10 protein-coding genes are annotated in these 12,526 nt (G+C 52.6%); 1 reads left to right on the top strand and 9 read right to left on the bottom strand.

Translation table 11 applies throughout. The features are described from left to right. Positions 1–98: 98 nt before the first annotated feature. From IEY46_RS03255 to IEY46_RS03220, 8 genes are all read right to left on the bottom strand, one after another. The gene (locus tag IEY46_RS03255; protein WP_188989078.1) at positions 99–1,598 is read right to left on the bottom strand and encodes an IMP dehydrogenase; all 1,500 of its coding nucleotides are present in this window, start codon (positions 1,596–1,598) and stop codon (positions 99–101) included. 209 nt (positions 1,599–1,807) lie between these two features. Then, the gene (locus IEY46_RS03250) at positions 1,808–2,800 is read right to left on the bottom strand and encodes an aldose 1-epimerase (protein ID WP_188989076.1); all 993 of its coding nucleotides are present in this window, start codon (positions 2,798–2,800) and stop codon (positions 1,808–1,810) included. A gap of 242 nt (positions 2,801–3,042) precedes the next feature. Then, a complete protein-coding gene (locus IEY46_RS03245) occupies positions 3,043–4,857 on the bottom strand; it encodes an ABC transporter ATP-binding protein (protein WP_373288782.1) in 1,815 nt (604 codons plus the stop codon). Next, positions 4,847–6,604, bottom strand: coding sequence for an ABC transporter ATP-binding protein (locus IEY46_RS03240; RefSeq protein WP_188989073.1), 1,758 nt, complete (start codon positions 6,602–6,604; stop codon positions 4,847–4,849). The genes IEY46_RS03245 and IEY46_RS03240 overlap by 11 nt, the downstream gene beginning before the upstream one ends. 162 nt (positions 6,605–6,766) lie before the next feature. Next, a complete protein-coding gene (locus tag IEY46_RS03235; protein WP_229750035.1) occupies positions 6,767–7,579 on the bottom strand; it encodes an alpha/beta hydrolase in 813 nt (270 codons plus the stop codon). After that, positions 7,555–8,487: an aldo/keto reductase gene (locus IEY46_RS03230; protein WP_188989069.1), complete on the bottom strand. Its 933-nt coding sequence runs from the start codon at positions 8,485–8,487 to the stop codon at positions 7,555–7,557. Before IEY46_RS03230 ends, IEY46_RS03235 begins: the two co-directional genes overlap by 25 nt. Before the next feature lie 39 nt (positions 8,488–8,526). Continuing rightward, the gene (locus IEY46_RS03225; RefSeq protein ID WP_188989067.1) at positions 8,527–9,513 is read right to left on the bottom strand and encodes a Gfo/Idh/MocA family protein; all 987 of its coding nucleotides are present in this window, start codon (positions 9,511–9,513) and stop codon (positions 8,527–8,529) included. Between the two features lie 197 nt (positions 9,514–9,710). Further along, a complete protein-coding gene (locus IEY46_RS03220) occupies positions 9,711–10,493 on the bottom strand; it encodes a phytanoyl-CoA dioxygenase family protein (protein ID WP_188989065.1) in 783 nt (260 codons plus the stop codon). 119 nt (positions 10,494–10,612) lie between these two features. Here IEY46_RS03220 and IEY46_RS03215 point away from each other — a divergent pair, with 119 nt between their 5' ends. Continuing rightward, a complete protein-coding gene (locus IEY46_RS03215) occupies positions 10,613–11,503 on the top strand; it encodes an AraC family transcriptional regulator (protein WP_188989063.1) in 891 nt (296 codons plus the stop codon). Positions 11,504–11,631: 128 nt separating this feature from the next. Here the strand turns inward: IEY46_RS03215 and IEY46_RS03210 are convergent, their stop codons facing one another. Next, positions 11,632–12,516: a carbohydrate ABC transporter permease gene (locus tag IEY46_RS03210; protein WP_188989061.1), complete on the bottom strand. Its 885-nt coding sequence runs from the start codon at positions 12,514–12,516 to the stop codon at positions 11,632–11,634. Positions 12,517–12,526: the final 10 nt, after the last annotated feature.

The raw sequence follows: 12,526 nt of genomic DNA, 5'->3' as shown, positions 1-12,526 counted from the left end.
ATGCTCCAACACGCGGCGGCTGTCATCGGATTGAACAGCAAAAAGCTGCCGGCATTCCTATATGAATGCCGGCAGCTTCTATTCGTTTCTTTTGCCCCTTATTCCCCGGACAAGGTGCTTTCCTTCATAATAACGTCATGCGCGCCGCCCTCTACGAGACTGGTTGCGGAAACAATTGTAATTCTGGCATTGTTCTGTAAATCTTCAATCGATTTTGTCCCGCAGTGGGACATGGTCGATTTGATTTTGCTGATCGTTTTATCCAGATTCTCCTGCAGACTGCCCGCATAAGGCACATAGGAGTCCACGCCTTCCTCGAAGACAAGACTCTGTTTGCCCCCGGTATCGTAACGCTGCCAATTCCGCGCCCGGTTCGAGCCTTCCCCCCAGAACTCTTTGACAAAGTTATTGCCGACCTTCAGCTTCTTGGTCGGACTCTCATCAAAGCGAGCAAAATATCTGCCCATCATGACGAAATCCGCGCCCATAGCCAGAGCCAGCGTGATGTGATAATCGTGCACGATGCCGCCATCCGAACAGATGGGGACATAGATTCCTGTCTGTTCGTAATATTCTTCCCTGGCTTTGGCAACCTCGATCAGCGCCGAAGCTTGTCCTCTGCCGATCCCTATTTGTTCCCGCGTAATACAGATGGACCCGCCGCCGATCCCGACCTTGACGAAGTCCGCACCCGATTCTACAAGATACAGGAACCCTTCGCGGTCCACGACATTGCCTGCGCCGATCTTGACGTTGAAGTTGGATTTGACGTATTTCAAGGTCTCCTGCTGCCATTCGCTGTACCCGTCCGAAGCGTCGATGACCAGCACATCGACTCCCGCTTCAACCAGCGCCGGCACTCTTTCCTCATAATCCCTGGAGTTAATTCCTGCCCCGACAATATAGCTTTTGTTGGCATCCAGAAGCGCTAGCGGATTGCCTTTATGCGCGTCATAATCCTTGCGGAATACCAGATAATGCAGCTTCTGCTCTTCGTCCACAATCGGCAGACAATTCAGCTTATGCTGCCAAATCAAATCATTGGCTTCGGATAGGGTGATTTTGGAATCGCCGTATATAAGCGAGGAGAAGGGGGTCATAAAGTCTTTAATGCGTTTGTCGAGGGGATCGCGGCTCATCCGGTAATCCCTGCTGGTGACGATACCGAGCAGTTTTCCGTTTGGTGTGCCGTCATCGGTAATGGCGACCGTAGAATGGCCGTTCCGTTCTTTTAGATCCAGTACATCCTGAAGGGTCGCTTCCGGGGTCAAATTGGACCGGCTCACGACGAACCCGGCTTTGTACTCCTTCACCTTCCGCACCATCGCAGCCTGATCCTCAGCGGATTGGGAGCCGTAAATAAACGAAATGCCGCCGCAGCGGGCCAAGGCAATCGCCATATTATTGTCGGATACGGATTGCATAACCGCAGAGGTGAACGGGATGTTCAAGGAAATATCCGGCTGTTCGCCTTTTTTAAATTTGGTGATCGGCGTTTTGAGTTCCACATTGGCCGGCGTGCAGTCCTTCGTGGTTAAACTGGGGATTAATAGAAATTCGCTGAAAGTCCGGGATGGTTCTAAATAATAATGAGCCACTCTTCTCCACTCCTTGTCTGGTTTTAGATATATTTTTAGAATCATATCATCGGGCAACCCGTATGGTCAAGCCTGCAACTGTATTGTCGGCCAGCTTCAATGCACCGGAAGATGCGCATGCAAAAAATCCGCTTATCGCAAGGCGCGGCTAACGGCTGCTGATGCCGTCTGCTCCCTTGGATAAGCGGATTCTCCTGATTCCATTTCCTCTATTTCAAATACAAACGCGCCGTTTCTTCCCAGATTTCACCCGAGGCCAAACCAAACAAACCGATTTCATCTGCTGGAAGCTCGACATGCGGCGCATTGACCAGACTGACCTGCGGCTCCGGACAGAAGAAACCCTCAGTGGCAAAGTTGTTCCAGATCATCCACTGCTTGTAGGAGGTTCCCACGTCATAGACCAAAGTCCGGCCAAGCTTCGTATCGGTGAGCTCCATCCGGTTGCGGCCGTTCTGCGGCACCGCCGTATAATGATTGTCCATCTCCGCGAAGAACGGATAGACGCCTTCGCCCTTCAGCTGCTCTTCATCCACGGTCAGCGGCTGGAACTTGCCTGTCGGCAGCATCCGTTCATTGAGCTCCCAGCGGTTGCCGATCGTCAGCTTCACCCGGTAATCCGCCGCTTCGCTTCCAGGAGCGAAAGGGGCATTCACCGAAGTATGGAAAGCAAACAGGCAAGGCATCACATCCTCGCCGTCATTGAGGATCAGGATATGCTGAGAGAGACCTTCGGCGCTGAGCGTATACTTGAGCTTGATTGTGAACAGATGAGGCAGAAACCGGTATACGGCATGCTGCTCGTCCACCTTAAGCGCTACGGTTACGAAGCTCTCTTGCGCGCTCTGCCCGAAATCCTCTACAGCCCAGGTCTCGCTATGGACGAAGCCATGCAGATGATTGCCCGTCTTCTCTTCATTCACTGGGAACGTATACGTCTTTCCATTCCACGGAAACTTCCCGTCCTCGAACCGGTTGGGAGGAAACAGGACCGGTATGCCATGAATAAACGGTCTGGCTTTGAAGGATTCCATCTCGTCCTGCGTGGGTTCATGCAGAAAGGCATAACCGTTTGCGCTATCGCGGAAAGCGATCAGATTCGCGCCGATCTCCGGGAGAATCGCCGCCTCGTAATTGCCGTTCTTCAGCCAAACGGCTTTTTCCCCTTGATAGTTGCCTTTGTATGCAGTTGGTTCGCTCATATTCGGTTAATCGCTCCCTTATTATGAATAATGAATCGGTAAGCTCTTGCCTCCCTAAGATTACCACAAAGGGCGCCGGCGGAGAAGGCAGTATTGTTCTCTCCTGCCCAATTCCGGCCCCATATGTATCGGTATCGGTTAGGGCAACAGAGAACCGTTGGATAAAGGTTCTCTGTGAAGGATAGGTCATCGGCAGCACCTCTTCTTGTTCACTGACAACAAAACAAAATTTCTGGAGGCCGTTAATTGGCTGCCGATACCTGCCTTCCCTGCGAATGCAGGTAAAGCTCCTCGTAATATCCTTTGCGGCTGAGCAGCTGTTCATGGGTGCCTTCCTCCACCACCCGTCCCTCGCGCATAACCAGGATCCGGTCCGCCTGCATGATGGTGGACAGCCGGTGGGCGATGACCAGCGTCGTACGGCCCTCGGACACTGCCTCCAATGCCGACTGGATCAGCTGCTCGGTCTGCGAATCCAGGTTCGCCGTCGCTTCATCCAGAATGAGGACCTTGGGCTTAAATACGATGATCCTTGCGAACGAGATCAGCTGACGCTCGCCGGCGGATAAGCCGCTTCCCCGCTCGGAAAGGCGCGTATCGTAACCGTCTTTCTTCTGAGCGATCAACTCCTCCGCGCCGACGAACCGGCAGGCCTCAATAACCGCTTCCCTGGAAATCGATTCATCGAACATCCGCACATTGTCCACAATGCTTCCGGAATATAGATACGGCTCCTGCTGGACAAGGCCGACGATCCGGTGAAGCTTCTCCTGCGGGAGCTCGCGGATATCGGTTCCGTCAATCGTGACGCTTCCCTTCTGCGTATCGTAGAACCGGCAGAGCAGACTGATCAGCGTGCTTTTTCCTGCGCCCGTCGTACCGACGATACCGATCATTTCGCCTGGTGCGATATGCAGATCCAGGTCGCGGATAACGGGCGTATCTTCTTTATAGCCAAAGGTGATACGGTTAAAGTCGATGGCGCCTTTCACATCCGGCAAACCTACTTCGACCGGTTTCTTGCTGTCTTGCACATCCGGTGAGATGGAGAATATTGTCCAGATCCGGTTAACGGCGACCGATGTCGATTGCAGCGTATTCCACTGCTGGGTAATCGCATTGATCGGTTGGAAAAACTGGCGGATATACGTAATAAACGCGTACAGCACGCCGAATTCGATTTTATGATCAAAGACCGCCATGCCCCCGAGCCATGTCACAAACGCAATCGACATATTGCCCAGAATATCGAAGGACCGGTTGAACAGGACATTGGTGCGGATTTCTCTTAAATTCGCTTTCAGGTACGATTCATTCCTGCCCGTAAACTGCTTGCCTTGCTCCTTCTCCTGGTGGAAAGCCTGGATGATGCCCATTCCAGCCAAATTTTCCGCTACAAAAGCCACCATCCGGGACAGCTGGGCTCTGGACAGCTGGTAGGTCTTTCTCATATAAGAACGGAAGGAAATCGCAATCAGGGCGATGATCGGCAGTAAAATCATACAATAAAGCGTAAGCTCGACATCCAGCTGCCACATCAGCACCAGAATGAAAATCAAGGTCAACCCGTCGCGGATCACACTGAGCACAACCTGAGTGAAAAACTGATTCAGCGTTTCCGTATCGCTCGATACATGCGTAATCAGACTTCCGGCAGGCGTACGGTCGAAGAATGGGATCGACAGCTTGGAAATATGCTGGAACAGCTCCTTGCGGATGCTGGCTACGATGCTCTGGCCGGCAAATTGCAGCAAATTGTTCTGCAAATACGTAAACAGTAGGCCGCCGATGGAGAGGGCAAAATAAATGCCGCCGATAATGACCAGCGTCCGGTAGTCGGTTTTGCCTGCCATCAAATGGTCATCGATTGCGATTTTCATCAGATACGGCTGGAACAGATCGGCAGCGATTGCCAGCAGCGTGCACACGATCATCAGGGAGAAAGCAAGCCGGTGCGGTTTCACATAACCATACAACACCCGAAAGCCCGTTTTCCCCTTCATATCGACCGGAGCTTTATCCCGGTCAGCTTTCTGCCTCTCGCGCTTAACGGACATGGTCGACATGTCGGCTTCCCTCCTCTTGAATGGTGTACAGCTCCGCATACAAGCCCTGCTGCTTCAGCAGGTCTTTATGCGTACCGCGCTGAACAATCCGCCCTTCGTTTAACACGACGATTTCATCCGCATGCTTGATTGCGCTGATCCGGTGGGCAATCAGAATCGTCGTTTTGCTTTTGCGTTCCTTGCGGATCGAATTGACGATGCTCGTCTCGGTCACCGCATCGACAGCACTTACGCTGTCATCCATGATAAGCAGCGGCGCGTTTTTGATTATGCCTCTGGCCAGGCTTGTGCGCTGGCGCTGGCCGCCCGAGAGCGTAATGCCTCTTTCACCGAGCTTGGTCTCGAACTGTTCGGGAAAAGCTGCAATGCTGTCGTAGATCTGCGCCTGCCTTGCTGCTTTCTCCACATGCTCAAAACCCGATTCGCGGCGGAAGAATGCAATATTGTCGCGAATGGTCGTACTGAACAGGAATCCATCCTGCGGCACGTAGGCAATCTGGCTGCGCAGGCTTTCAATCGTCAGCTCGTGAATGTCCCTGTCATCAAAAAGAATGGTCCCTTCCGGGGAATCATAAACGCGGAGCAGCAGCTTCATCAGAGTCGTTTTGCCGCTTCCGGTCTTGCCGATAATCCCGAGCGTCTTGCCCGGCTCCACCGTCAAATCGATATCATGCAGCGTTTCCTTGGAAGCCCCGGGATACGTGTAAGAGAGATGGCGGATCGCCACTCCCGCATGGCTAAGATCGGCAGGCTTCGCTTCAAGCGAATCCTGAATCTCCGATTCCACCGACAGCAGATCGTTGATACGCGTCAGCGAAGCTCTTGACCTTTGCATCGTATTGATCACATTGCCGATCTGCTGCAGCGGGTTGACCATCATCCGGATGTACAGGGTCAGCGCGACGAAATTTCCCAGAGATATGGTGTTATGGATCGTCAAATATCCGCCGTACAGGATGGTTACAATGAACGAAAGCGCTCCCAGGAAAGGAATAAGCGCCTGGAACAATGAGGACACACGCACCAGATGAAGCTGGTTATCGCGGATATTGTCCACGGTTTGGCCGAAACGGTCGATCATGATCGGCTCAACCGCAAATTTCTTCGTGACGCGGATCCCGCCGAACTGTTCCTCCGCCGACTCCGTCATTTTGCCCAGCGACTCCTGTACCTTCATCGAGCGCCCCCGGATGATCGGACCGAAGCGGGTTACGATCCACGGAATCACCAGCAGTGGCAGGACACAAGCAATAATCAGATAGTAGGGGATATCGTTGATCAGCATCATGAAAACTGCCGAAATAATCAGCATCGTGGCATTCGCTGTCTGGTTGATCCCCGCGGAGATCGATTCTCTGACAGCCGTCACATCATTAATCACGTAGCTGAGCCATTTCCCGACCCCATGCTTGGAATAATAGTTTTCGCTGAGCGTCATAAAGTGAACAAACAAGCGGTTCCGTGTATAAAATTCAAAGCGGCGTCCCAGCCGCATTATCATATATTGTCCCATTCCCGCCAGCAGGCCGAAGCTGAGTCCGACAGCGAGCAGGAGCAAGCTGTAATCAACAATGGCTGTGCGGGTAATATCTCCAAGTTCAAGCTGGTCTGTAAAATCCCCGATTACTTTGGGGTAGAACGACTGAATGACGTTTCCAGTCATCGTGAAGCTGACTGCAATCGCGTACAAGTACCAATTAGACCGAATGTAGTTAAACAGCAACCGTTGCGGCTTCAAAAGAAATCACACCCCCGAAAGACGTACATTCTTATTAACCATACCGAATGCCGGTTAAACCAAACTTGTTATGACTCCCTTTAGGCGCAGGCAGAAAATCCCCTTCCTGTATGGCCGCGGCGGGAATCAGCCGCGGAATCATTCAGGAAAGGGACACAGTCTTTATTTATGAAATTCGTAACGCTTGAGCCATAGACCGCAAACGGTGGTCCATGTTGCAACATGTTCATCTTCTTCAGCAAGTCCAAGTCCATGTCTTCCATGCTCATAAACATGCAGATCAAACGGGACGCCCGCTTTGCTCAAAGCGGAAGCGAACACCAGCGAGTTCTCAACAGGAACGCCGGCATCATCGGAAGTATGCCAGAGGAAAGTTGGCGGTGTATCCGCCGTGACCTGCTGTTCGCCGCTCAGCTTCTGCACCAGCTGCTCATCCGGCTCGGACCCGAGCAAATTTTGTCTGGAGCCTTCGTGGGTATAGGGCCGCTGCATCGTGATTACGGGATAACATAATACTAACAGGTCGGGCCGGCATGACAGCCGCTGCACAGGATCTTCCGCATCCGCTTCTCCCAGGTCAAACAGGGTGCCGGCAGTTGCCGTGAGATGCCCCCCCGCGGAAAATCCAAGCACGCCGATCTTTCCTGTATCCAGGCCCCACTCGGACGAACGATGCCGTACATAGCGGATCGCCCGCTGTACATCGGTAAGAGCGCTCGGATAACGGTAAGGCGCCACCCGGTAGCGGAGCACGAATGCCGATATACCGATGGAATTCAGCCATAAAGCAATAGGCTCGCCTTCATGATCGGCTCTGCCGGAGTATCCGCCTCCGGGAACAACGATCACCGCGCCTTTCCCTTGGCCGTCCACCAGATAGGGGGTAATGGCTGGGCGGTCTTCATCCGTACGGCCTTCAGCGTAAGGAGCGCCTTCCGGCCAAAGCTCGATTAATTCGTTCGCAGATCCAGCCACTTTACTTCCTCCTGTGTCAGAGATATCTTCGTAGCCTCCAGGCATGAATTCATCTCGTCTTCATTGCGCGGACCAATAATCGCCCCGGTCGGGAAAGATTGATTCAGCACATAAGCAAGCGCGATTTGAATCGTGGTCAAGCCTTTCTCCTTGCCGAGCTGTTCTGCGCGGTAATAACGTTTCCAGTTGTCATCATTATAGAATACGCGGACCAGATCGGCATCAGAACGGTCCTCCGGCGTAAACCGCCCCGTAAAGAAGCCCCGTGCCTGCGAAGACCAGGAGAATAAAGGCATGCCGCCGCGCTCGTGCCAGGCCAGCATTTCGTCGTCTACGCTGAGGCAGTCCGCCCAGTAGGCTTCCTGCGCTTTCGCCAGGCTAAGATTCGGACTGCTGAAATCAAAGCCGCGCAGGCCGTGCTCGGCCGCATAGCGGTTCGCTTCGTCCAGTCGGGCGGTTGTCCAGTTGGAGCCGCCAAATGCCAGAATCCGTCCGGCTTCCACATGCTCGTTCAGCGCCTCGATAATATGCCCGACCGGAATATTCGGATCATCGCGGTGCAGTGCGTATAAGTCGACGTAGTCGGTGCGCAAACGCTCAAGGCTGGTCATCAGCTCTTCATGAATCGCCGCCTTGTTCACACGCGGGCCATCCTTGTTGGGATGCGCGCCTTTCGTCCAGATGTTGATCTGGTCGCGGTTGCCGCGCTCTTCGATCCACATGCCGATGGCCTGTTCGCTTTTGCCGCCGCAATAGCCGTAAGCCGTATCGATCGTATTGCCTCCGATAGCGGCAAATGCATCGAGATTTGTACAGACAAGGTCATAAACTTCCGGGGCAAAATAATCCGAACCCATGATCAGCTGGGTTACGCCTTTCTTGAGGCCAGGCAAATTAATCTTCTTCATATTAGAATATTCCTCCTATGTCAGATATGCAATTGATATTTAGACAAGTACGCGCTTGCGTGAATAAGCCGACTCCAGACAGGCGTCGAGAACCTTCATATTTGCGACGGCATCGTCAGGCGTGAAGCGGGCTTGCTTCTCTCCCCAAACGACACGGGCAAAATCATCCGCCTGCAGCGCATACTGGTTAAGCTCCGGCTGCTGTTCTTCGCGTTTGCCATCCTTGTTATAAACGAAGAAATGCGGTTCATTGACGAAAGCTGCGGGCACTTCGATCCGGCCGTCTGTTCCCAGAATCTCCAGCGTATTGCGGAATGCGGCCCACATGCCGCAATCGAATGTCAGGGCGACGCTTCCCGGGAATTCAAGAATGCCGGAAGCCATCATGTCAACATTGTCATGCTCGGGCGAAATCAGGGCATGCACCGTTGCCGCTTCCGGCTCCGCTCCCAGAATAAGGCGCGCGGCGCTGATGGGATAACAGCCTACATCATACAGCGAGCCTCCGCCCCATTCCCGGCGGTAGCGGACATTGGACTTGTCCCCGGCATTGTTGAAAGTAAACGTACCGTGGATGCCCCGGATTTCGCCGATTTCGCCGGCGTCGATAATTTCCTTGATCCGCTCATAACGCGGATGATACCGGTACATGAAAGCTTCTGCCAGATGGACGCCCGTGCTGCGGGCGGCATCAGCCATCTTCTGAGCTTCCCCGGCGTTCAGCGCAATCGGCTTCTCGCAAAGAACCGGCTTACCGGCTTCCATCGCCCGGATTGCCCATTCCATATGAAGATGATTCGGAAGCGGTATATAAATAGCGTCGATATTCTCATCCGCTAATAATTCCTCGTAACTGCCATAAGCCGTGGGGATATCCAGCTTGGCCGCTGTTTCCTGCGCTTTATCCAGATTGCGGCTGGCAATCGCAGCCACTTCGCCTGTTTCTGATTTTTTGATGCCGGGAATAACCGAACCTACCGCAATGCCGGCACACCCGAGAACGCCCCATTTTAGTTTCTTTGTCATGTATACGTTTACACCTGCCTTAATAGATTTGCCCCTAGTATAGAACAATTCCTCCAGCGAGGAAATATAAAACTACTTCAAAATATATAAGATTAGCGCTCTCATTTTTCCTGAAGGCCCGCCGCATCACGATTAAACCCTTCCTCGTCCAAAAGAAACGAAGAAGGGCTTATTGTTGAATTTATGCCGGCATCCGCTTATGCAAGCTTTGGAAACAATCCACCCGCAAGCGGGTCTCCCTTCTCCAGCGATTGTCCATCCGTACAGACATGACGGGCTCCGCTGAACGTTGTGCCATCTTCCATAAAAATAATCGCAAGCGCTCGCCGCGGCTGATCCGTTTGATTCGAATGGGCATAATGGAATGTAAGTCCGTTGTGGAAGGTGCAGCTTCCAGCCTTCATCCGCACAATGGCTGCTGTATTCCGGTCAGCGCCGAGCGCTCCTGAATCTTCGAAAATATCATGCGGCGTAACCAGATCCACCGATTTAAGATTTTTGATTTTCTGCGATTTGGGCACAAACATCATGCAGCCGTTATTTTCATCCACATCATCGAGCGCAATCCAGATCGACAAGCCGGTCTGCTCGCTCATCGGCCAGTAAGGCGCATCCTGATGCCATGGGGTCGGTTTGGAATCCTGAGGCATTTTAAACAGGGCATGGTCATGGAACAACCGGATCCCGTCAGCGCCGGTCAGCTGCTTGGCTGCGTCGGCGAAACGCTCGGACAGGATGAAGCGGGCCATCCCGCCATGATCGCGCCAGGTGTTTACCCGTTGATTCAATACTTTGAAGTAAGCGCCTTCCTTCTTGTCCGTCTGAACGGAATTGCCGGTCGTTTGGCCCATGACCTCGTTCAAATGGCCGCGCAGCTCGTTCAATTCTTTACGCGACAGTATGTTGTCTATCTGAACAAATCCATTTTCCTGGTAAAATGTAATTTGATCTTCTGTCAGCTTGATTTTCTTTTTTAACATGCGCTCGTCTCCCTTTGGCTCGAAAGTTATTTGTCTTACCCTTAATTTAAGCTATTATAGAACCATAATCTTGGAGGATGAGCGAATAAACTAAGGCGATCTGCCAAAAGGAGAATAAAATGACCGTCTATACCGGAAACGATTATTTCAGGGACAGCCGGTTTCCGTTCTATATCGACCGTGCCGTCATCAGCAGAAATCAGCCGATCCCCTCCCACACCCATGATTTCGTCGAGCTGGTTTTTGTGGTGGAGGGAAGCGCCTTTCATGAGATGGCCGGCCACCAGTACAGGCTGGCTACGGGGGATGTTTTTATTCTGGAGCCGCATGTGTATCACAGCTATTTGGGATCGGCCGATGAGGATACCGTTGTTTATAATGTGCTGTTCGACACGGCTTTTCTGCAAAAAGAGCTGGAGGCGCTTCAGGAAATCCCCGCCTTCATCGATTTCTTCTATTTGATGCCGTTTCTGCGGAAAAGCCAGTCGTTTATTCCTTACCATCCGCTGCAGGCCGCCCAGAAGCTCCAGTTCCAGAGCCATCTTCAGACCATCTACGACGAATATGAGCAGGGGCGCGACGGCTCGCAGCTGATTATCAAGACGCGGTGGATCGAATGTCTGGTCTGGCTCAGCCGCTACCATCAGGAGAACCGGAGCGCACAGCGGCATGTGCTCAGCGACCGCGAGCGGATTCTGTCGATCCGCAATTTTGTAGAGCTGAATTACAAGCAGCCGCTGACCTTGATCCAGCTGAGCCGGATTTGCGGCATGAGCGTTTCCTCGTTCACCGCCAAATTCAAGGAAAACACTGGCAAGAGCCTGATGGATTACAAGCATGAGGTACAGATCCGCCATGCTTCGGCACTCCTGCTCGATACGGACACCAAGATTCTGGATGTCGCGCTGGAAACGGGATTCAACGACATCAGCTTCTTTAACAAAACGTTCCGCAAGCATACCGGCATGACGCCGCGGGAATACCGGCGCTCGCATAAAACGGAAAACTGATCCCCTTCCCTTTACCTTGCCCTGATGAAACATCCCGGAAGCCTGAAGGAACAGGCTTCCGGGCTTATCATGCAACAGTTTTTAACTATGGATCAATCGCCTGTGGCAGGACATACGACTTGCCTACATTAAGATTTTACGCTTCCGAGCACAATGCCCTTGACGAAATACTTTTGCAGGAAAGGATAAACAAGCAGAATAGGAAGCGCGCCCAGAAAAATTTGTGCCGCACGCGCCGTCCGCTGCGAGATCTCGGAAACCTCGCTCAGACTGACACCGCTCAGAGCAAGCGGATTGCTGTTGATGACCATTAATTGCAAATAAGTGGACAGCGGGTAACGTTCGGGAAAGCTCATCAGAAGCAAGCCGTCGAACCAGGCATTCCAATGGCCGACGATAATAAACAGGGATACCGTCGCAATAGAGGGCATGGACAGCGGCACGTAGATCGTGCTCAGAATACGCCAATGGCCTGCGCCGTCAATCAGCGCTGATTCCTCGATTTCTTTGGGCAGTTCCCGGAAGAAATTCAGCATCAGAATCACATTGAAGACTGGCACCGCCCCGGGAATGACAAGCGCCCAGATCGAATCGAGCAGGCCGGTTTCGCGGATGATGATGAACCATGGAATAAGGCCGCCGCTGAACAAGATGGTGAATACAAAATACCAGGCATACACCGTACGAAACCGAAACCTCTCCCGTTCCTTGGACAGCGGATAGGCGCAGAGCAGCGTAAGAAGAAGATTAATTGTAAATCCCATCGCAACCCGTTCCAGTGTGATGAGGAACGATTGGATGAACTCCGGCTTCTGCATAATATATTGGTAGGATTGAAAAGTGAAATCTATTGGCCACAAGGTGACACGTCCGGCCCCCGCCGCCGTACTGGAGCTGAAGGAAATCGCCAGCACATGCACAAGCGGGAACAGACAAATCGCGGATAGCAGCAGCAGGAGAAAGGTATTGGCATAGACGAAAATCCGCCTGCTCCACGATTCACGTATTGGCATGGACCCGGGC

This window comes from Paenibacillus nasutitermitis, from assembly GCF_014641075.1.
Classification (GTDB): Bacteria; Bacillota; Bacilli; order Paenibacillales; family Paenibacillaceae; genus Paenibacillus_Z; species Paenibacillus_Z nasutitermitis.
This window is presented reverse-complemented; position numbering and strand designations above follow the sequence as displayed.

Excerpts from the sequence above, each read along its gene's own strand:
- IEY46_RS03225 (WP_188989067.1), bottom strand. The coding sequence starts at position 9,513 with ATGACAAAGAAACTAAAATGGGGCGTTCTCGGGTGTGCCGGCATTGCG.
- IEY46_RS03215 (WP_188989063.1), top strand. The coding sequence starts at position 10,613 with ATGACCGTCTATACCGGAAACGATTATTTCAGGGACAGCCGGTTTCCG.
- IEY46_RS03250 (WP_188989076.1), bottom strand. The coding sequence starts at position 2,800 with ATGAGCGAACCAACTGCATACAAAGGCAACTATCAAGGGGAAAAAGCC.
- IEY46_RS03220 (WP_188989065.1), bottom strand. The coding sequence starts at position 10,493 with ATGTTAAAAAAGAAAATCAAGCTGACAGAAGATCAAATTACATTTTAC.
- IEY46_RS03230 (WP_188989069.1), bottom strand. The coding sequence starts at position 8,487 with ATGAAGAAGATTAATTTGCCTGGCCTCAAGAAAGGCGTAACCCAGCTG.
- IEY46_RS03245 (WP_373288782.1), bottom strand. The coding sequence starts at position 4,857 with ATGTCCGTTAAGCGCGAGAGGCAGAAAGCTGACCGGGATAAAGCTCCG.
- IEY46_RS03210 (WP_188989061.1), bottom strand. The coding sequence starts at position 12,516 with ATGCCAATACGTGAATCGTGGAGCAGGCGGATTTTCGTCTATGCCAAT.